The sequence below is a fragment of the Variovorax sp. EBFNA2 genome (assembly GCF_033802765.1).
Taxonomy (GTDB): Bacteria; Pseudomonadota; Gammaproteobacteria; order Burkholderiales; family Burkholderiaceae_C; genus Variovorax; species Variovorax paradoxus_H.
In genome coordinates this window covers 5,338,280-5,357,361 of record NZ_CP138496.1, presented here as the reverse complement: position 1 = coordinate 5,357,361, position 19,082 = coordinate 5,338,280, and the positions used below count along the sequence as shown (strand labels likewise).

The 19,082-nt window shown below is 60.6% G+C and carries 20 protein-coding genes and 1 tRNA gene; 9 read left to right on the top strand and 12 right to left on the bottom strand.

What is annotated here, in order from left to right:
- Positions 1–3: 3 nt before the first annotated feature.
- From hemW to RZE79_RS25140, 7 genes are all read left to right on the top strand, one after another.
- The gene (hemW, locus tag RZE79_RS25170) at positions 4–1,266 is read left to right on the top strand and encodes a radical SAM family heme chaperone HemW (protein WP_319357311.1); all 1,263 of its coding nucleotides are present in this window, start codon (positions 4–6) and stop codon (positions 1,264–1,266) included.
- Between the two features lie 32 nt (positions 1,267–1,298).
- Positions 1,299–1,386, top strand: a tRNA-Ser gene (locus RZE79_RS25165).
- A 159-nt stretch (positions 1,387–1,545) separates the two neighbouring features.
- Positions 1,546–2,301 carry an integrase arm-type DNA-binding domain-containing protein gene (locus RZE79_RS25160; protein ID WP_319357310.1) on the top strand — a complete coding sequence of 252 codons (756 nt, stop codon included), beginning with the start codon at positions 1,546–1,548 and terminating at the stop codon, positions 2,299–2,301.
- Positions 2,298–2,696, top strand: coding sequence for a site-specific integrase (locus RZE79_RS25155; RefSeq protein ID WP_319357309.1), 399 nt, complete (start codon positions 2,298–2,300; stop codon positions 2,694–2,696). Before RZE79_RS25160 ends, RZE79_RS25155 begins: the two co-directional genes overlap by 4 nt.
- 410 nt (positions 2,697–3,106) lie before the next feature.
- Positions 3,107–5,470 (top strand): EcoAI/FtnUII family type I restriction enzme subunit R, encoded by a 2,364-nt coding sequence (gene hsdR / locus RZE79_RS25150; protein WP_319357308.1) that lies wholly within the window; start codon positions 3,107–3,109, stop codon positions 5,468–5,470.
- A gap of 11 nt (positions 5,471–5,481) precedes the next feature.
- Positions 5,482–7,035 (top strand): class I SAM-dependent DNA methyltransferase, encoded by a 1,554-nt coding sequence (locus RZE79_RS25145; protein ID WP_319357307.1) that lies wholly within the window; start codon positions 5,482–5,484, stop codon positions 7,033–7,035.
- Entirely contained in the window at positions 7,032–8,249 is a 1,218-nt protein-coding gene (locus tag RZE79_RS25140; protein WP_319357306.1) for a hypothetical protein, read from the top strand. The genes RZE79_RS25145 and RZE79_RS25140 overlap by 4 nt, the downstream gene beginning before the upstream one ends.
- Before the next feature lie 151 nt (positions 8,250–8,400).
- Here RZE79_RS25140 and RZE79_RS25135 read toward each other — a convergent pair whose 3' ends face one another.
- Genes RZE79_RS25135 through RZE79_RS25115 form a run of 5 tightly spaced genes read right to left on the bottom strand, consistent with a single transcriptional unit; the run spans position 8,401 to position 10,118 of the window.
- On the bottom strand, positions 8,401–8,682 hold the full coding sequence (locus RZE79_RS25135) for a hypothetical protein (RefSeq protein WP_319357305.1): 282 nt from the start codon (positions 8,680–8,682) through the stop codon (positions 8,401–8,403).
- The gene (locus RZE79_RS25130; RefSeq protein ID WP_319357304.1) at positions 8,679–9,395 is read right to left on the bottom strand and encodes an HD domain-containing protein; all 717 of its coding nucleotides are present in this window, start codon (positions 9,393–9,395) and stop codon (positions 8,679–8,681) included. The genes RZE79_RS25135 and RZE79_RS25130 overlap by 4 nt, the downstream gene beginning before the upstream one ends.
- Positions 9,392–9,589: a hypothetical protein gene (locus tag RZE79_RS25125; RefSeq protein WP_319357303.1), complete on the bottom strand. Its 198-nt coding sequence runs from the start codon at positions 9,587–9,589 to the stop codon at positions 9,392–9,394. Before RZE79_RS25125 ends, RZE79_RS25130 begins: the two co-directional genes overlap by 4 nt.
- 23 nt (positions 9,590–9,612) lie before the next feature.
- Positions 9,613–9,954 (bottom strand): hypothetical protein, encoded by a 342-nt coding sequence (locus RZE79_RS25120; RefSeq protein ID WP_319357302.1) that lies wholly within the window; start codon positions 9,952–9,954, stop codon positions 9,613–9,615.
- Positions 9,951–10,118 (bottom strand): hypothetical protein, encoded by a 168-nt coding sequence (locus RZE79_RS25115; RefSeq protein WP_319357301.1) that lies wholly within the window; start codon positions 10,116–10,118, stop codon positions 9,951–9,953. The genes RZE79_RS25120 and RZE79_RS25115 overlap by 4 nt, the downstream gene beginning before the upstream one ends.
- Before the next feature lie 118 nt (positions 10,119–10,236).
- Here RZE79_RS25115 and RZE79_RS25110 point away from each other — a divergent pair, with 118 nt between their 5' ends.
- Positions 10,237–10,536 (top strand): glycoside hydrolase family 19 protein, encoded by a 300-nt coding sequence (locus tag RZE79_RS25110; protein ID WP_319357300.1) that lies wholly within the window; start codon positions 10,237–10,239, stop codon positions 10,534–10,536.
- Positions 10,533–11,102, top strand: a complete 570-nt coding sequence (locus tag RZE79_RS25105; protein ID WP_319357299.1) for a hypothetical protein — start codon at positions 10,533–10,535, stop codon at positions 11,100–11,102. The genes RZE79_RS25110 and RZE79_RS25105 overlap by 4 nt, the downstream gene beginning before the upstream one ends.
- Here the strand turns inward: RZE79_RS25105 and RZE79_RS25100 are convergent.
- The 7 genes from RZE79_RS25100 to RZE79_RS25070 all read right to left on the bottom strand — a co-directional run bounded on the left by RZE79_RS25100 (position 11,080) and on the right by RZE79_RS25070 (position 19,074).
- Positions 11,080–11,403 carry a hypothetical protein gene (locus tag RZE79_RS25100; protein ID WP_319357298.1) on the bottom strand — a complete coding sequence of 108 codons (324 nt, stop codon included), beginning with the start codon at positions 11,401–11,403 and terminating at the stop codon, positions 11,080–11,082. The genes RZE79_RS25105 and RZE79_RS25100 overlap by 23 nt on opposite strands.
- A 385-nt stretch (positions 11,404–11,788) precedes the next feature.
- Positions 11,789–13,351 (bottom strand): AAA family ATPase, encoded by a 1,563-nt coding sequence (locus tag RZE79_RS25095; RefSeq protein ID WP_319357297.1) that lies wholly within the window; start codon positions 13,349–13,351, stop codon positions 11,789–11,791.
- 517 nt (positions 13,352–13,868) lie between these two features.
- The gene (locus tag RZE79_RS25090) at positions 13,869–14,924 is read right to left on the bottom strand and encodes a hypothetical protein (protein WP_319357296.1); all 1,056 of its coding nucleotides are present in this window, start codon (positions 14,922–14,924) and stop codon (positions 13,869–13,871) included.
- A 163-nt stretch (positions 14,925–15,087) separates the two neighbouring features.
- Positions 15,088–15,840, bottom strand: coding sequence for a hypothetical protein (locus tag RZE79_RS25085; protein WP_319357295.1), 753 nt, complete (start codon positions 15,838–15,840; stop codon positions 15,088–15,090).
- A 311-nt stretch (positions 15,841–16,151) separates the two neighbouring features.
- Entirely contained in the window at positions 16,152–17,219 is a 1,068-nt protein-coding gene (locus tag RZE79_RS25080; protein ID WP_319357294.1) for a sn-glycerol-3-phosphate ABC transporter ATP-binding protein UgpC, read from the bottom strand.
- Between the two features lie 42 nt (positions 17,220–17,261).
- A complete protein-coding gene (locus RZE79_RS25075) occupies positions 17,262–18,179 on the bottom strand; it encodes a carbohydrate ABC transporter permease (protein ID WP_373696505.1) in 918 nt (305 codons plus the stop codon).
- Complete coding sequence (locus RZE79_RS25070; RefSeq protein ID WP_319357293.1) at positions 18,166–19,074, bottom strand: sugar ABC transporter permease; 909 nt, start codon at positions 19,072–19,074, stop codon at positions 18,166–18,168. The genes RZE79_RS25075 and RZE79_RS25070 overlap by 14 nt, the downstream gene beginning before the upstream one ends.
- Positions 19,075–19,082: the final 8 nt, after the last annotated feature.

Genomic DNA, 19,082 nt, shown 5'->3' with positions numbered 1-19,082 from the left:
CCCATGGCCACCGTCTTCCCGATCCAGCCCGCCCAACCCGGCGGCGCCCCCCAGGCCAATGACGTGCTGCACTGGATGCGCCCCGGCCCGCTGCAACTCACCGCGCTGCCGCCGCTGTCGCTGTACATCCACCTGCCGTGGTGCCTGCGCAAGTGCCCGTATTGCGACTTCAACTCGCACGAGTGGCGCGCCACGAGCGAGGCCGACATCGACGGCCTTCCCGAAGCCGCCTACATCGACGCGCTGATCGCCGACCTCGACGCCGCGCTGCCGTTGATCTGGGGCCGCACCGTCCACACCATCTTCATCGGCGGCGGCACGCCCAGCCTGTTCTCGCCGCAGGCCATCGACCGGCTGCTCGGCGACGTGCGCGCGCGCCTCAAGCTCGCGCCCGAGTGCGAGATCACGCTCGAGGCCAACCCCGGCACCTTCGAGCGCAACCGCTTCCGTGCGTACCGCTCGGCCGGCGTCACGCGCCTGTCCGTGGGCGTGCAGAGCTTCAACGACGAGCACCTGACGGCGCTGGGCCGCGTGCACGACCGTGCCCAGGCCATCGCCGCGGTCGAAGAAGCCGCAAGCGCCTTCGACACCTTCAACCTCGATCTGATGTACGCCCTGCCCGGCCAGACCATGGAAGGCCTCGACGCCGACCTGACCCAGGCTTTGGCCCTTGCGCCGCCGCACATCTCGATCTATCACCTCACCATCGAGCCCAACACCTGGTTCGCCAAGTTCCCGCCCACGCTGCCCGAGGACGACATCGCCTACGCCATGCTCGACCGCATCACCGAGCGCACGGGCGCGAGCGGCATGTCGCGCTACGAAGTCTCGGCCTATGCGCGCGACGGGCACCAATGTGCGCACAACCTCAACTACTGGCAGTTCGGCGACTACCTCGGCATCGGTGCCGGCGCGCACAGCAAGCTGAGCTTTGCGCACCGCATCGTGCGGCAGGTGCGCTATCGCGAACCGCGCCTGTACATGGAGAACGCGCGCGCCGGTGCCGCCGTGTCGCAGAGCGACGAAGTGGCGCTGGCCGACCTGCCGTTCGAGTTCATGCTCAACGCGCTGCGGCTGAAGCAGGGCTTCACGCTGCCCCAGTTCAGCGAGCGCACCGGCCTGGCGATGACGTCGATCCAGCGCGGCATGGAAGAGGCGGAGCGCACGGGGCTCGTCGCCCGCGACCTGTTCCGCGTGTGGCCCACCGAGCGCGGACTCGACTTCCTGAGCGACCTGCAGACGCTGTTCCTGCCCGATGACGAGTAAGGCCGCGCGGTCAGCTTAAAATCGACGGTTCCGGAGAGTTGGGTGAGTGGTTTAAACCAGCAGTCTTGAAAACTGCCGACGTGAAAGCGTCCGTGAGTTCGAATCTCACACTCTCCGCCAGAATCAATCTGAGCAAGTTTCAAGAAGTCCCGCGCAGTTCATGCGACGGGACTTTTTCATTGGGGAATGCATCCTTTTTGGTCTAACGGAGGCTGTCGCAGGCTACCTCCAGCCAAACTCGAAACGTGGCATCAGTCATGGTATTTTCTAGCCGATACCATGACCCTCACCGTTAAAGCTGTTGACGCCGCCAAACCGCGCGAAAAGGCCTATAAGCTGGCCGATGCGCACGGCCTATATCTATTCGTTTCGCCCACCGGCGCAAAGAGTTGGCGTGCCAACTACACCGCCGGCGGAAAGCAGAAGACCAAGACCTATGGCCTCTACCCTGGGGTGAGTCTGGCTGAAGCGCGGAAAGAGCACGCAGCGACGCGTGAGAGGGCGCCGGCCGCAGCAGCGGCGCCGACCTTTGAGACGGTGGCGCGCGACTGGCTCAAGGCGAAGCTGCCTACCCTCTCGAACGGCAAACATCAAATTCAGGTGCAGAACACGCTAGAGCGGTACGCGTTCCCACTGCTCGGCTCGCGGCCTATCGATGCCATTCCGCGATCGGAGTTAGTCGCGGCGGTGCGGGCTTCGCAGGCCGGCGGAAAAATTGAAACTGGGCATCGCGTTGCGAGCCGCATCTCGGCTGTCTTCGACTTCGCGCAGGACACGGGCCTGCTGCAGCAGCACGGTGCGGCCGGACTGACGCGTGTGCTCATTGCTCGCAAGACCAAGAAGCCGATGGCGAGCATTCCGCCTGAAGAGGCTGGCGAGCTGATGCGGGCCATTGATGGCTACGAGGATTCCGTGACGCGACTCGGCCTGCAGTTGATGGCGCACACATTTGTACGCGTTGGTGAGCTGCGCGGCATGCGATGGGGCGAGTTGAAGGAGAAGGGGAGGTGTGGGTCGTGCCCGAAGAGCGCATGAAGATGCGCATCCCACACGTTGTGCCACTGTCGCGGCAAGCTCGGGCGATCCTGGCAACCCTGCGCAAGATGAGCGGTGACGGGGTGCTCGTGCTCGATTCGCCAATCCATCCGGGACATCCGCTGTCGGAGAACACGTTTCTCTTTGCCTTGTATCGGCTGGGTTACCGTGGCCGCATGACGGCGCACGGTTTCCGGGCTCTTGCATCGACGGTCCTCAATGAGGGTTCTGGCTTTCCTCATGACGTGATCGAGCGGCAGCTCGCGCATAAGGAGACGGACGCGGTGCGCGCGGCATACAACCGGGCGGAATACCTCATGCAGCGGCGTGAGCTGATGCAGTGGTGGTCCGATTGGCTCGATGTGGCCCAATCGTCGAACTCCACCAGACCCTGAATTCCGATCACCGACAACGATGGCCGCCACGGAGGGCGTGTGCGGCGAGTCTGTCCTTCTCCCGATCCGTAGCGGTCATTCTGCGCAAGCTGGCAAATGTCTTCTTCAAATTGCCAGCGTTCGACTTGGGTTTACGGCGGACTGTTGAACTCGGGCATCTGCTCCTTTCGCTGTGGGCGACAGGTCGACTCAGACAACGGGACGTTCTGAAGGAGGTAAGGGGTTTGCCCGAGTGGACATTTAGCCGATGATGAAGGACACCCTGCTGGGTAGTCGGAAAATTCACTAGTGCGGCTGGAGGCTAATATCCAGCGCGGAGGCGACTGGCCCTCTGGGGCCAAGATCACCCTCCCTCCTCCTAGCAGTCCGGCTCACGCGCTCGACTATGCTCACGGCATGGAGAGCCCGCCGTGAATGAAGCTGACACGTGTCGAAAGTTCGTCGTCCCGCTGCTGCAGGCCGCCGGGTGGGATGACGAGCCGCATTCCATCGCGGAGCAGCGTAGCATTACCGACGGCCGCATCGTGCCGGTGGGCCGTGGTTTCGTGCGCAAGCCGCCCAAGCGCGTGGACTACCTGTTGCGGGCGACGCGCGATCTGCCTCTAGCGGTGGTGGAAGCGAAGGCCGGTTGGCGAAATGCTAGTGACGGCATCCAACAGGCGCGCGAGTACGCAGAGATGATGGGCCTGAAATTCGCCTTCGCGACCAACGGCCACGAGATCATCGAGATCGACTACTTCACCGGTGCCGAGACGGTCTGCAAGGACTTTCCCACGCCAGACAAATTGCTTCAACGCTATTGCGCCGGCAGCGGCGTGACGAGCGAATCAGACGCCCAACGCTTGCTGGAGCCCTACAACCTTGTTGCCGGTAAACCGCCGCGCTACTACCAGCGCATTGCCATCGACCGCGTAGTCGAGGCCGTTCTTGGCGGCCGCACCCGCCTATTGCTGACGTTGGCCACCGGTACCGGTAAAACCAGCGTCGCCTTCCAGATCTGCTGGAAACTGTGGACCACGCGCTGGAATCGCAGTGGTGAACCGCGCCGGCCGAAGATCCTGTTCCTGGCCGACCGCAACTTTCTGGTCGATGACCCCATGGCTAAGGACTTCGCGCCTTTCGGCGACGCCCGCCACAAGATCGAGTCGGGTGAGGTAGTGCAGGGTCGTGACATGTACTTTGCCATCTATCAAGCCATGGCCGAGGACGAGCGCCGCGAAGGCCTGTTCCGCAAGTACCCGCGCGATTTCTTCGACCTCATCGTAGTAGACGAATGCCACCGCGGCAGCGCACGCGCTGACAGTGCCTGGCGAGACATCCTCAACCACTTCGAGCCAGCCGCGCAACTGGGCATGACCGCTACGCCATTGCGTGAAGACAGCCGCGACACGTACCTGTACTTCGGCAACCCGCTGTACACCTACACCTTGCAGCAGGGCATCGCTGACGGCTTCCTGGCGCCCTACCGCGTACACCGTGTCATCTCCGAATGGGACGCCGCCGGCTGGCGCCCCAATTTGGGCGAAGTCGACCGCTACGGTCGCACCATCCCCGACGACGAATACCAGACAAACGATTTCGAACGCGCCGTCGCGCTGAAGGCCCGTACGAACGCTATTGCGCGCCACCTCACCGACTTCCTGCGCAAGACTGATCGCTACGCCAAGACCATCGTCTTCTGCGTCGACCAGGAACATGCCGCCGAGATGCGCGCTGCGCTCGTTGCCCTGAACCAGGACTTGATCGCGCAACATTCCGACTACGTATGCCGCGTCACCGCTGACGAAGGCGATGTTGGCGCCGGCCACCGCGGACGTTTTCAGGACCCTGAGAACCGAACACCGGTCATCTTGACGTCGTCGCAACTGCTTACTACCGGCCTGGATGCGCCCACTTGTAAGAACGTGGTGCTAGCGCGTGTGGTCGGCTCGATGAGCGAGTTCAAACAAATCATCGGCCGCGGGACGCGCGTTAAGGATGACTACGGCAAGCTCTGGTTCAACATCATCGACTACACCGGCTCGGCCACGCGTCTGTTCGCCGACCCGGCTTTCGACGGCGAACCCGCGCGGGTGACGCAGGAAGAGATCGATGCTGTCGGCCTGGCGGTGCAGCCAGCTCGGGTCATTGCTGCCGAAGCCGAGCCGGCGGACTACTTGGCCGGCATCGGTAGCGTGATTCAGCCCGACGACGCTGAGCCTCGTCGGAAGTTCTACTTTGATGGTGGTCATGTCGAGATCGCCGCTCATTTGGTCTATGAACTCGACAGCAATGGGTCTCAACTGCGCGTGGTGCGCTACGCCGACTATGCGGCCGAGAGTGTGCGCTTGATCGTGCCCTCTGCCCCCGAGTTGCGCCGTCGCTGGGCCGAGCCCGTACAGCGCACTGAGATCATCGAGGCGCTGAACCAGCGCGGCATCGACTTCACCGAATTGTCCGAGTCCACCGGCCAACCCGAGGCTGACCCCTTTGACCTGCTGTGTCACCTGGCCTTTAATGCCCCGCTGCGCACACGCCGCGAGCGTGCGCTCGCACTCAAGCGCGAACGCCCCGACTTCTGGCAACGCTTCAGCCCAGAAGCACGGAACTTACTGGAAGAACTGCTCGAGAAGTACGCCGAACACGGCGACGCCCAATTCGTGTTGCCCGACGTATTGCGTGTGCCGCCGATCAGCGGCCACGGCCAGCCGGCAGAGATAATTCGCCTCTTTGGTAGCGCCGAACAATTGCGCGCCGCCGTCACCGACCTGCAGAACCTGCTGTACGCCTCCTGAACCTCCTGCCGATGCCCACCCGCAAGAAGACTGACACTGCTCCGCTCACTACCGCCCAAAGCCTCTCCAGCCTGCTCAAGTCCGCTCGCGACATCATGCGCAAGGACAAGGGATTGAACGGCGACCTCGACCGCCTGCCGCTGCTGACGTGGGTGATGTTCCTCAAATTCCTGGACGATCTGGAACGTCAGCACGAAGACGAGGCGGTGCTGGCCGGCACGCGCTTTCGGCCGGCGATCGAAGCTCCCTATCGCTGGCGCGACTGGGCCGCATCGAAGACTGGCCTGACTGGCGACGACCTGCTTGCGTTCGTTAACAACGAGTTCGCTTCGCGACCTGACGGTAGCCATGGCCCCGGCCTCTTCGCCACCCTGCGCAAGCTGACGGCCAGCAATGGTGACAAGCGACGGGATGTCATTGCCACTGTCTTCCGCGGCATCGACAACCGAATGAAAAGCGGGTACCTGCTACGCGACGTGGTGGACAAGGTGGACGCCATTCATTTCACCGCCAGCGACGAACTGCACACGCTGGGCTCGCTTTACGAGAACCTGTTGCGAGAGATGCGCGACGCAGCGGGCGACGCCGGAGAGTTCTACACGCCACGCGCATTGGTGCGACTGATGGTGAAGCTGCTAGATCCGCAATTGGGAGAGAAGGTGCTGGACCCGGCCAGCGGCACCGGTGGCTTTCTGGTGGAGGCATATTCGCACCTCGCCGAGCAGGTGAACACCGTGGCCAAGCGCAAGATGCTGCAGCGCGGCAGCATCTTCGGCTGCGAGCCCAAATCGCTGCCCTACCTGCTTTGCCAGATGAACCTGCTGCTGCACGGCCTGGATGCTCCTGATATCGATCCAGGCAACGCGTTGCGCCACAAGCTCACAGATATCGGCTTGCGTGAGCGGGTGGACGTGATTCTGAGCAATCCGCCCTTCGGCGGCGAGGAAGAAAAGGGTATTCAAGGCAACTTTCCTGACGATAAGCAGACCTCGGAGACTGCGCTTCTCTTCCTGCAACTCATCATGCGGCGCCTGCATCGCAAGCCCAGCAGTGCAGGGCGCGCGGCGCGCGCGGCGGTCGTTGTTCCCAACGGCACGCTGTTTGGTGACGGCGTGTGTGCGCGCATCAAGGCTGAATTGCTGCGTGACTTTAATCTGCACACGGTCATTCGCTTGCCCAACGGCGTGTTCTCGCCCTACACCACCATCCCTACCAATGTGCTGTTCTTCGAGCGTGGCGGGCCGACGCAGGACGTTTGGTACTGGGAACACAAGCTGCCTGAGGGGCGCAAGAACTACACCAAGACGCAGCCGCTGCAGTTTGAAGAGTTCGCGCCGCTGATGGCGTGGTGGAGCGACCGGCGGGAAGGCGAGCAGGCCTGGAAGGTGCCGGCGGTCGAACTGTTGGCGGCCAACTGCAACCTAGATCGGAAGAACCCGCGTGCGGCGGATGACATCAGGCATCGCGCGCCGGAAGAGCTGGTGGCGAGCATCCTGGAGAAGGAAGCGGAGATCGCGCGAATCATGGGACGGATTCAGGGCCTCTTGAAGCAGGAGGTCGCGTGAGTGCCGAACAATCGTCTTGGGAGCTGGTAAAGCTGGGGGAGGTGCTGCGTCATGTTGCGCGCCCGCTGACAGTGAAAGCGGGTGTCACATATCGCGAGATTGGGATTCGTAGCCACGGTAAAGGGCTGTTCCACAAAGCGCCAGTGTCTGGCGCCGCCCTCGGAGACAAGCGTGTTTTTTACGTCGAGCCTGGCGACTTCGTACTGAACATCGTATTCGCTTGGGAAGGTGCTATCGGCGTGGCGTCCGAGGGCGAGCGCGGAATGATCGCGTCACACCGGTTTCCCTGCTTTCGTGCAGTTGAAGGCCGTGTGGACCTGCATTATCTTGAGCGGTTCTTCCATACCCCCGCTGGGCTAGAACTACTTGGTCGGGTCTCGCCCGGCGGCGCTGGACGAAATAGGACGCTCAATCGCACATCTTTTTTGCAGCAGGTGATTCCGCTTCCACCGCTACGCGATCAGCAGCGCATCGTTGGTGAAATCGAATCGGTGCACTCGTTGCTCGACGACGCGCTTGCGCGACGCCGACGGGCCGATGCCGAAGTGAAGGCGTTGAGGTTTGCTTTCCTAAATGCGCGCATCGGACTTGAGCCGCAACCGAACTGGGTGCCCCTGACGAGCGTCATTTCCGGGTTTGAAGCGGGGTCCAGTCCGCAGTGCGAGGCGCGCCCTGCGTCCGCAGACGAATGGGGTGTACTAAAGGTCGGTGCGGTTTCGTTCGGTACCTTCGACGAACGACAAAACAAGGCGCTCCCTCAGGGCATGGTTGTGGATCACCGTGACGAGGTTTGTGAAGGTGACTTCCTGGTGAGTCGGGCCAACACGCCTGAGCTGGTCGGCGCTTGCTGCATCGTGGGCGATGTGAGAGCACGCTTGTTGCTGAGCGACAAGACGCTTCGAGCAAAGTTCAGGTCTTCCGCGCCCGTGTCGCCAGCTTGGCTAAATTGGATCCTAAAGTCGCCGGCGCTACGAAGCCAGATCGAACGCTCGGCGAGTGGCACCTCTCCGACAATGAAGAACATCTCGAAGGCCCGAATACTGGCCCTTCTAGTTCCGGCGCACACCGAGGTTGAGCAACGGAAATTGGTGTCCGAAGTTGACGAATTGGACAAAGAGACGGAGCAACTCAAGCGACTACAGGCGCGCACCCGTACTGAACTCGATGCCCTTCTCCCCGCCATCCTCAATCGCGCGTTCGCCGGCGCACTTTAGCGCCTTCGCCCGTCAGCGCTTTGGGCCGAGATCTTTGCTGGCGCTGAGTGTCGGGCCTCGCGCCAAGTGGCTGGCGTGCAGTGCCAACGCTTGTAGCGAAGGCAGCAGCCATGCAGACTAAAGCAGCATGACTGTAGGAGCTGGCCAAGACCTATCCGGCAGGATCCAGGCGTGAAGTGACATCGACAAAGCTTTGCAGGTCCGAAACGCGCCAGCGAGTGATGCCCGCAATCTTTACCGGCTGGGGAATCTGCTTGAGCTTCACCTTGTTCCAGAAAGTGGAGCGGCCCATGGACAGCATCTTTGCGGCCTCTGCCGCGGGGACGAGAAGTTTTTCGTTCATTTGAGTTTCCTGATTCTTGATTGAGGTTGGGATGCGCGGCACGCGCACAGCGGGAAACGGCTTCGTTGCGATGAATTCGGGTGGACTCATGAGGGTTCCTTGCTCGCAGGCAAGCTCAGTGAATGGCGAAGGGCTGTGTCGGTATTGGTCGTCGCCAATCCTGCGAGGGTGCGCTGCACCTGCAACTCGAGAAAGCGACTGCGGAACTGCTCGCGCCAGTCCTTCCACGTTGCTGCTTCGCGCTCGGGTGTGTCGAGACGAACCCAATCGGCGGGTGCCACGGGTTGCACCGTGTCGTCGCCCAGCACCGCCCACGGCAGATGTCGCGCCGGATTAAACGGCGTGAGATCGCGCCGCGCGGTGGCGAGCGCCTGCGAGTCGATAGAGCGCAAAAGCGTCCTGTGTCCGGCGAACACGGAAAGCAGCTTGAAATGCTCACGAACGGTCTTCGCGTGCTCGGCTTCGAAGAGCCCCCATGCGGCGACGCCGCCAGCGCCCATACTGAAGCTGTTCACGGCGAGCTTCGCCGGGCTAATCAGATCGTTGGTGTATGCCTCGTGCGCGTCATGCATCAGCGCGGCCATCTCCACAAACACCGAGGCGCCTGCACGGCGCGCGATGTCGGCACAAAGCAAGCTGTGTTCCGCGACGCTGTACGGGCGCGAGGTCGCGCCGTTGAACTGGGCCACGATGGCGAGGTGGTGGGCAACGTCCTCGATCTTCACGGGCCGCCCGCACGCGGCGAGCGAGGTAGGGCCGGCGAGGTGGTACTCGGCGCCGCTGGCAGTAAGCATCCACGTCATTGGGGCACCTCCGAGGCGAGCTGCGGCGTCGCGCCTTTCAGGGCTGCGCGGTGCTCGTTGTAGATGCGCATGAACGCTTCGCCGGCCGGGTCGCCGAAGGGGTAGCGGCATGCTTCGTTGGGGGTCTGGCCTTTCTCGGCGGCGGCCTTGGCCTCGCGCTCGATGGTGGCGAGTGGGGTGATGGGGAATGGCATGTTGTTGCGCTGGTGGTGCAGGGTTAGGCGGCTTGGGCCGCGGCGCGTGCGCGTGCGGGCTGCAGCTCGCACGCGCGAATGGCGGCGTGGATTTCCGGCTGGTGAACGCCGGGCATCGAGCGGGGATTGATGAGCTCAAGGCGCAAGGCATCGCCGGCCTTGAGGCTGCTGTGCTGGGCGCGCCAGGCGGCGGCCTCGGGGCCGACCCAGCGCACGACGTAACCCTCGACTGCGCGAGGGCCTTGGTTGTCGATAACGCGCATCTTCAGCACGAAGTCGCCGGCATCGTTCTTGTGCTCGCTGATGGCGGGGCGCGAAGGGTAGTCCTTGCCCACGAAGAAAAGTCCGGTGGTGGTCGTCGTCACGCCTGGGCACCCCTCTGCTCGGCGCGGATGCGCTTGAAGGTCTTGCTGATGTCGGTGGCGACGGCCGGCGTGTAGCGAAAGCGGCTGTCGGAGAGGCCGCCGATGGGGCCGGCATGCTGCGGCTGTTTGGGGCGCCGCGGGCGAGGGGAGGTAATCACGATCATGGAGTGCTCCAGCCGTAGACGCACATCGCGGCGAGCACGATGGGCAGGACGATGAAGTCTGTTCGTCAAGGGCGGCTATCGGGCCGAAGAGTACGTGCGTAACCCCCGAGGGCTGAGCATGCTCCGCTACAAGGGCTTCCACGGCCGCGGCCTTATCCAGCTCACCTGGGAAGATGCCTATATCGCCGCGGGCCATGCGCTCGGCGTTGACTTCCGCCGCAATCCCGCGCTGCTGCTGCGGCCGCAAGACGCGGCGCAGTCGGCGTGCTGGTTCTTTGCGGTGTTCAAGGACTGCTTGCCGGCGGCCGAGCGGGGCGATGTCTACGACGTGACGGGGCGGGTCAACGGTCCGGCGCGGCTGAAGCTCGCCGAGCGCAAGGCGATCACGGCGCGTGCGTACAAGGTGCTGAGCCAATGAAGATCCTCGACATCGTGCCGTCGTGGCTGTGGGCACTGCTGCTGGTACTGGCGCTCGCCGCGGCAGGTATCGAGCGCACGCAGGTGCTCAAAGCGAGGGCCGATGAGTCCAAGGCGCAGAAAGCCGTCTCCGATGAAAAGCTCGACCGTCAGGCCGAGAACACCCGCCGCGCGCTCGCCGCGCTCGAAGACCTGCAGCGCGTGCTCGTGATGCAGGCCGCCCATGCCAAAGCCCAAAAGGAAAACGTCGATGCCTACGAAAAGAAGCTGGCCGTGCTCGACGGCCGCCGCCACGCTGCTGCTGGCGATGCTGAGCGGATGCGCAAGCAATTCGCCGACTTCGCCACCCGTGACCGTGACCAAGCCGCAAGCGACCCCGCTGCCTGCCAGCGTGTCGCGGATCGATCCGCAGTCCTCGCAGACCTGGCTGCGCGAGGCGCAGAGCTACTTCGAAGCGGCCGAATCATCGTTGAGCAGCGAGACGCCGAAGTAGATCTGCTGCTGAGCATTGTCGGGAATGATCGAGCGCTCATGGCTCCAGCGCCTAATTTCGCAGGATCGCCGTGATCTTCTCGATCTTCGTCTCGTCCGAGAGGTTCTTGCCACTAACCACTGCCCTCACCTCGGCCAGTTTTGTCTGCTGCCCAGCTAAGTGGGCCACGAGCCCGTTAATCATAGGCATGAGGTCGGCGTCCTCGAAGCGAGCGGTACACACTGACTGTCGCTCGGGGCCGTCCTTCGTGACGTTAAATCGGATCAACGCGCCCGACTTGACGCCTGCTTCAAGCTGTTTCGACGTGATTGTCGAAACAAGTTCGTGCGTGTCGTCGTAGAAAGGCTTTGATTTCGGGCCTCGATATACCTTCACGGTGTTTCCTTCACTTTTGTAGATTGGCGCGCAGCGGGGTCATATTGCGAGCACATGATGACCTATGCCAAGCGCAAATCACTAGGGATATACGCATCTACTAATGACAGTCGTCGTAGCTGACATGGAAGCCTGACGGAGTTGCGTGCGTTTTTGCATGCCCGCGCCTCAAAGACGCGCCGAATGTCACGAGGTCACGAGGTCACGAGGTCACGCGGCCAAGCGGCCAAGCGGCCAAGCGGCCAAGCGGCCAAGCGGCCAAGCGGCCAAGCGGCCAAGCGGCCAAGCGGTCGGCTGCCCGAAGAACATGGCGGGTGGCTGGAGGACACTCGCCCCCGCATTGCTGTACCAAGAGCCATGGTCCGTACGGGGCTACGAGCGACGCCTAGGGTTCATTTGCGAACTTCTCGACGATATTCTTAACAAAATTCTGAATATCGTCGGAATGCTTGGCGTACTCAGCTGAAGCTTTGAATTCGGTGTAGCAACGATTGCGTGCGTCCAAAGCATCGGCAGCTAAGCCGAGTTGAACCATGTAGTCAAAAAGCAGGTGGTGATCCATATGCTCAAGAGCAGCTTCCAAAATCTCGTTTTGATTGGTAGCCAGGTAAGCTCTTATTAAAAACTTCTCAGGCTTGTCGTACGGATAAAGAAAGCTTGTGCCTTCGGCGGGATTCAAGTAATAGTTTGAATAGTGCGCGTCGTCCTTGTAGTCTCCGTCAAAGATCGCGCAAAATCCCAATTTGCTTCTAAGGAATGAATAATTTCGCTTGTGGCGTTCGTAATCGTTTTTGACCTGATCTATGGGGCCTGAAGGGACGATGTTTATTAAGCGCCCGAAATAAGCGTCTGCCCGCGTAAGCTCAACGAGTTGTTGAGAAATCAGAAAATCGGCTAGATCGTCTTCGCAGTAAAGCTGCACTAATGGATATCCCACAGAATCCATTTTGCTGCTAGCTGCTTGAACGGATATGTCCGACAAGCACCGATACAAGCCGCCAGAAATTTCCAGAAACTTCCTGGAGGATTTTTCGACGCTTGAAAGTACGGTTGGGGAATGCGTCGTAAAGACGACCTGCTTTTTGTCTGTCCAAGAAATGATATGGACGATATCAAGAAGCTTCCTCTGAACTGACGGATGAATCCCTGCTTCTATCTCGTCAATTAAGATCAAACTCCCCTTGGGACTTTCAATTAAGTCCTTTAATAGGTAGATGACTGCTTCTTCCCCTGAAGCAGCGTTATAGGTTGAGTAAGTGTTCCCGGCTCGTTCGATCAGAAAGCAACGCCTATTAACGTGTCCGCCCGCCTCGGAAATAGAAGTTATGGGCGTATCGAACACGTATGCAAACGCTTGCGCGATATGTGCGTGCAGCGGCTGTGCGACAGCCAAATTCGCTTTTCGATAGAGAGAATCAGAAAATGCACGGGCCGGAAGTAACCGTTCAAGATCGACTAGTCGAACTTCTCGCCCTCGGATTTTTGCATTGATTCGTTTAGCGTCGCTGCTTTTCTTGCCTAGGCCGCTCCACGCGCGGGATGTATGAAGGCGCTTTCCGATGCCAGAGCGATGGGCTTTTCCTTGGCGCCAATCCATCTCATACTGGTAGTCGACTAATACGGTTTCGTGCGAAGTAAAAGAGAGTACGTCGTTCCATGCGTGATCTCTCATCCCTACGGCTGACGAGCTTGCATCGAGTCGACGAAAATCTTCATGGCTACATGCCAGTAGCAAAAGTACGCTCGTTTTGCCGATCCTGTTTGAACCCGCTATGGCAGTTACTGGATGAGAAAAATTGATCGGTAAGTTTCTTATGTGGCGAAACTGAGTGATGTTCAGCCTTCGTGTAAACCATACAAAGCTATTGTCGATATTCTCGAACGTACTCGTGTCGCAATTCCTCAGTTTGATTTTTGTGGTATTTAGATTTTGGATTTGCAGTGCCACGATTCCCTCTACTTTGGTTGGTTATTTTTTAGTGCGAGGCCTCTCTCGCGCGCGCCATTGTTTCTCAATGTAATCCGTTCGGAAAGGGGGTATACGCGAGGTGCATTACGGAGTTCTTTCGCCCAGCCTAGGTGGAGTCCGCAGCTCTTTAATCTCGCACACTACCGCGCCTGCGGAAACGAAGCCAACGAAGGAGCACGACATCGGTGCTTGGGCTGGCTTTTTCCGAACGGCCCGCCATGGGACCAGATCTCTGGACCATCAGGGGCTGAAAAGCCGCATTTCCCAGCGTTGTTGCTGCAGCTGCGGAAAAGTGCCCCGCTGGCTCATGTTTTTTGAATGCGCAGGCGGAGTCGATAGGTTTTTTTGTCCCGCGCCTGTCCCGTCAAATAAAAAAGCCCTTGGATATCAGCGGCTTTCTGGTGCCTTCGATAGGAATCGAACTGTCATTTTGGGAAGGGGATTTCCGTTCGGTTTCCGGTCCTGAAGGTGCTGCTGTCAATATCCATTTTTGTCATTAGGTCATGGATAAAGTGCGAGAATACTGTGAAAAAAGATCAGAGCAAGTAATTGAGGGGAGAGTTATTTGCAAAGGGCTGCCGAGTCGATCATTGAGGTCATCCGATATGACTTCAATGTCGCTGTTTGATAGCCCGAAAGCAGTTCCCACGACCCTTTGCATTTGATCTTCGCTGGCGGTTCCTTTGGGAGCCAAAAGCTCCATATTTAAAGGGTGAAAGGCAAAGCCCAAAAAGAATATTCGACTGCTTTGCTGCATCACTTGCCGGATGCGGATAATTTCGCTTGCTGCTTCATCGGTGCCTTCTGTGAAGGTTTTTATCTTGGACGCGATAGCTAGTAAATTTGATCCATGTAATTCTTCGCCAAAGGGTGTTTCATTCTCGTGATTTTTTTCTATTTCTGGCAAAACGCCCACAGAGCCATATGGATAAAGAATTTCTAATTTGTTAATTATTGGTTCAATCTTTTGTCGAGATGCCTGATAGTAGTTTTGCATGCTGTGCAAAAGAAAGTGCCGCAGGCATCTGTCGTAGTTAAAGCTAATAATTGAAACTGCACTGATTCGCTCGGGCATATCGTCGAGCCTGCAATTTTCCGTTAGTACTTGAAAAAACTTGTTATACCAGGTTCCGTCGAGGTTGCCGAAATTTAATTGAGAGTTGACGCGATTTACGTAAAGCTTGCTTTTTGATTCGGCCGCAAGTATTGCGCGTGTGATAGCAATCTTCCCTGCTATTTCAATTAAAATATTTCCCCGGTGGGCGTCTAGAAAATTGTCTATCGAAATGGCTTGTGGCATCGCATCTCTAATGCCCCATGCGGCGCGAAGTAAGTTGTTTACATCGATGCGATTTTCGCGACCGTAAGACCTGAATGCTTCCATTACGGCGTAATCGCCAGTGTGATCGTGATGCCCTCCGCTAAAGCGAATGTCAATGAGTTTGGCGATTCGATTTTTCAGTTCGGCGCCAACTGGCAGCCCAGCTTCAAAGCTCGCGCCGGCGCCAAGGACGAAAACGGTATGTGGTTTTTTTTCTGAATCGATGGTCATGGTGGATAGGCCGAGATGATGGCGTGATAGTGGCGCAATTTTCCCAAGACTGCTACTCGTTTGAGTGGCTTTGGCCTTAGCCCGATCTATAGCGTTGGCATTTGCGGATCAATGCGGTCTTGCTCCCGCCTCCGCTACAGGCGTCCACTATCGTGGGGCGTTTCTATGATCGCGCTGGAATTTCCACGACTTCGGCTTCGATGTAGTTTGAGATGACTTGTCGGGCGAGGGCTATAGCGGGCTCGAAGAGGGTGGTTGCCTCCGGGGTGAACCGGCCGTGCCGAATTCGAGTGGCGATTGGCTGCAAGGCGCTGAGCGCCCAGGCCCGCTTCGGGTCACTCGACAGCCCCACACGATCCCAGAACACGGACCAGTCGGCGTGGCTAAGAGAAGCCTTGTCTTCATCCGCCACGTAGCGCCACGCCAATGTCTCCAGCAGGCGGTGCACGAGCATCGGCGCACGTTCACGCTGCGTGAGGGCTTGGCGGAAGTCGTCCAGGGCGCTTTGTAAGCATCGAAGCGCTTTCCCGTCGAGCTTTTGCATCAACGACCAGTCAACATCGACTCGATCCGTCGCCTCCGTGATTCCGTGAACGTCGGCACCAAAGAACCACCGTGTTTCCGCATCGTCCGCGGCAAGAATTTCGACTTGGAAGGTCCGGAGTGCGAAGAAGCCGAGAAGGTTTGTGATCGTCAGTGAAAGACGAAAGGCAATGTCCTTGACCTTGTCGATCGCTGGGCGCTCTTCGCCTGAAAACACTGCGGAGATCATCAGTTGCGACCCGTGGCCGTAGATGGCCCACGTGGAGTCATTCACGTTTGCTGTGGGCGATTTCACCAAAAACTGGAGTGGAGGAATGACGACGGCCGCTTGTTCCGGATAAACTCTGCCGAAGAGTTTGATGCTGTAGCTCATTCGCATTCCTTGTTGGAGGGTAGAGCTTGCCACCAACTGCTGAATCACCTTGGCGGCTCCCCTAGCTCACCTAGCGATGCAGCCTACAAGGAAACGGCAAACGCTCGCAGCCAGAGGGGGTTCATGGTATTTCGAATGGTATCCATGGTCTAAGTAATTGCGATATTGAGAGATTCCGCTCTCACACTCTCCGCCAGATCGCCATTGAAAATCAACGACTCAGGTTGATTTTGGAGTTGGCCCACATCAAAGCCGCTGCTCTCAGGAGCAGCGGCTTTTCTTTTTGGACCCTCGCATGAGTCCAGCGCGCCTCAGTTCAGCCGCTGCCCACCCGCCGCATCGAAAAGATGCGCCTTCGCTGCCACGGGCCACAGCGGCAGCCGCTCGCCGGGGCGGGCGTCGATGCGGTCGCGGAAGGCGGCCATCACCGGGTGGCCGCCCAGGCGCAGCGCGACTTGCGTTTCCGAACCCGTCGGCTCGACCACCACCACGTCGGCGGGCAGGCCCTGGCCGGCGTCGAGGGTGAAGTTCTCCGGGCGCGTGCCGTAGAGCACGCGGTCACCGTGTGTGCCGCTCGATGCGTTGGCCAGCGGCAGCCGCAGGCCGTCGTCCGTCAACACATGCGGTGCGCCGTCGAGCTGCAACCGGCCCGGAATGAAGTTCATCGCGGGCGAGCCGATGAAGCCGGCCACGAAGGCGTTGCGCGGGCGGTCGTACAGGGCGAGCGGCTCGCCGATCTGTTCGACCTTTCCGTCCTTCAGCACCACGATGCGGTCGGCCATGGTCATCGCTTCGACCTGGTCGTGGGTGACGTACACCGTGGTCGTGCCCAGCCGCTGGTGCAGTGCCTTGATCTCGGTGCGCATCTGCACGCGCAGCTTGGCGTCGAGGTTCGACAGCGGCTCGTCGAACAGGAAAGCCTGCGGCTGCCGCACGATGGCCCGGCCCATGGCCACGCGCTGGCGCTGGCCGCCCGAGAGCTGGCGCGGGTGCCGCTGCAGCAGCTCGCCCAGGCCCAGCGTGTCGGCCGCCTGCTGCACGCGGCGGGCGATCTGGTCTTTTGCGATGCCCTGGATCTTCAGGCCGAAACCCAGGTTCTGCGCCACGGTCATGTGGGGGTAGAGCGCGTAGTTCTGGAACACCATCGCCACGTCGCGCTCGCGCGGCGCGGTGTCGTTGATGCGGCGGTCGCCCAGCAGGATGTCGCCGCCCTCGGCAGTTTCCAGTCCGGCAATCACGCGCAGCAGCGTCGACTTGCCGCAGCCGCTCGGACCCACGAGCGCCACGAACTCGCCGTCGCGGATGTCGATGTCGATGCCGCGGATCACCGGCGTGCTGCCGAACTGCTTGAAGAGCTTGCGGATGCTGATGGAGGCCATGAGGTTCTTGTCTGTCTGTGTTGCTGTTCGCGAAGGCCTGCATCAGTCCTTGACGCCGCCGGCCGTCAGCCCGCGCACGAGGTACTTGCGCACCAGCACCGTGAAGACGATCACCGGCAGCATCACCAGCGTGCCGCTCGCGGCGATCTTGGTCCACTCCCAGCCTTCGTACTGCAGGAAGTTGACGATGGCCACGGGCGCGGTGATGGCGTTGGTGCGCGTGAGGATCAGCGCGTAGAAAAAATCGTTCCACGAGAAGATGAAGCACATCACCGCGGTGGCCACCAGGCCCGGCGCTGTGAGCGGCAAAGCCACGCGCCAGAACGCCTGCCAGACGCCGCAGCCGTCGATCCACGCGGCCTCTTCGAGCGATGCGGGCACCGCCTCGAAGAAGGTCTGCATGAGCCAGATGACGATCGCGAGGTTGAACGTGAGGTACACGATGGCCAGCCCGATCACGGTGTCCTGCAGCCCGAGGTACTGGTAGGCCAGGAAGAACGGAATGGTGAAGGCGATGGGCGGCGCCATGCGTGTCACCAGGATCCACAGCGCGATGCGGTCGCGGCCCTTGAATTTCCAGCGCGTGAGTGCATAGGCCGCGGGCACGCCGATCACCAGTGAGAAGCCGGTCGACAGCGTGCTCACCAGCAGGCTGTTGCCGAACGACTTGAGGAAGTTGCCCTGCAAGAGGCTCGCGAAGCCGTCCAGCGTGGGCACGAAGAGCAGGGCGTCGTCGAAGATGTCGGCCGCGGGCTTGAAGGCGAGCTGCACCAGCCACAGGAAGGGCGACAGCACGAGCAGCACCAGCAGGGCGACCATGAGTGAGCGGCTGTGGGTGTGCCACCACGGCGCGCGGCGACGGCCCGCGGTGCCGATGCCGGCGAAGCGCGCGCGTTCTGCGCCTTCTTCGTGCGCGCCCGCCAGGTCGGCGGCGGCTAGCGTGCGGCTAATGCTGTTCATGGTCGCTCCATCCGAGTTTGCCGACCAGCCAGCTCAACACGAACACGCCCACCAGCATCACAGTGGCGATGGCGCTCGCGTAGCCCCAGTACGAGAAGTTGAAGGCCTGGATGAAGCCGTAGTAGTTGGTGACCTCGCTCACGTTGCCCGGCCCGCCGTTGGTCAGCACGTAGATGAGCGGAAAGGCCTTGAAGCTGTCGATGAGCCGGAAGAGGCCGCACACCACCAGCACCGGCCGGATGTAGGGGAGCACGATGTAGCGGAACAGCTGCCAGCGGTTGGCGCCTTCGAGCCGTGCGGCTTCCAGCGGGTCGTCCGGAATCATCTGCAGCGAGGCCAGCACCATCAGCATGGTGAACGGAAACCATTGCCAGGTGTCGGCCAGCGAAATGGCCCAGAGCGCCGTGTCGGGGTTGGCGATGAGCGAGCGCACCGGCCAGCCCAGGTGCTCCAGCACGCGGTGCATGGGGCTCACGTCGGGCGTGTACATGATCTTCCAGATCAGCGCGACGACGATCGGCGGCAGCACCATCGGAATGAGGAACAGCGTGCGCGCGCCGTCGAGCACGCGCGACTTGCCGTTCAAGAGCAACGCGAGCCCAAGTCCCACCAGCAGCTGCAGCACCACGCTCGATGCCGACAGCTTGAACTGCACCGCGATGGAGCCGAGGAAGCGGTTGTCGTGCAGCAGCTGCCGGTAGTTGACCAGCGGATCGTCGAAGCGGAAGGTGGCCGCCGGGTCGGTGAGGCTGAGCGGCGTGAAGCTCGCCACCAGCAGCGCCACGGCCGGCACCAGCGTGATGACGAGCAGCACCGCCAGCGACGGCGACAGGCCCAGCAGGAAGGCCCGGCGCCGCTCGGCCTGCCAGCCCGGCGCGGAAAGAGCGAAGGCCATGGCTCAGG

Coding starts and splice junctions, on each gene's coding strand:
- hemW (WP_319357311.1), top strand. CDS start 4: ATGGCCACCGTCTTCCCGATCCAGCCCGCCCAACCCGGCGGCGCCCCC.
- RZE79_RS25160 (WP_319357310.1), top strand. CDS start 1,546: ATGACCCTCACCGTTAAAGCTGTTGACGCCGCCAAACCGCGCGAAAAG.
- RZE79_RS25155 (WP_319357309.1), top strand. CDS start 2,298: ATGAAGATGCGCATCCCACACGTTGTGCCACTGTCGCGGCAAGCTCGG.
- RZE79_RS25145 (WP_319357307.1), top strand. CDS start 5,482: ATGCCCACCCGCAAGAAGACTGACACTGCTCCGCTCACTACCGCCCAA.
- RZE79_RS25135 (WP_319357305.1), bottom strand. CDS start 8,682: ATGAGTCCACCCGAATTCATCGCAACGAAGCCGTTTCCCGCTGTGCGC.
- RZE79_RS25130 (WP_319357304.1), bottom strand. CDS start 9,395: ATGACGTGGATGCTTACTGCCAGCGGCGCCGAGTACCACCTCGCCGGC.
- RZE79_RS25125 (WP_319357303.1), bottom strand. CDS start 9,589: ATGCCATTCCCCATCACCCCACTCGCCACCATCGAGCGCGAGGCCAAG.
- RZE79_RS25115 (WP_319357301.1), bottom strand. CDS start 10,118: ATGATCGTGATTACCTCCCCTCGCCCGCGGCGCCCCAAACAGCCGCAG.
- RZE79_RS25110 (WP_319357300.1), top strand. CDS start 10,237: ATGCTCCGCTACAAGGGCTTCCACGGCCGCGGCCTTATCCAGCTCACC.
- RZE79_RS25105 (WP_319357299.1), top strand. CDS start 10,533: ATGAAGATCCTCGACATCGTGCCGTCGTGGCTGTGGGCACTGCTGCTG.
- RZE79_RS25090 (WP_319357296.1), bottom strand. CDS start 14,924: ATGACCATCGATTCAGAAAAAAAACCACATACCGTTTTCGTCCTTGGC.
- RZE79_RS25085 (WP_319357295.1), bottom strand. CDS start 15,840: ATGAGCTACAGCATCAAACTCTTCGGCAGAGTTTATCCGGAACAAGCG.
- RZE79_RS25080 (WP_319357294.1), bottom strand. CDS start 17,219: ATGGCCTCCATCAGCATCCGCAAGCTCTTCAAGCAGTTCGGCAGCACG.
- RZE79_RS25075 (WP_373696505.1), bottom strand. CDS start 18,179: ATGAACAGCATTAGCCGCACGCTAGCCGCCGCCGACCTGGCGGGCGCG.
- RZE79_RS25070 (WP_319357293.1), bottom strand. CDS start 19,074: ATGGCCTTCGCTCTTTCCGCGCCGGGCTGGCAGGCCGAGCGGCGCCGG.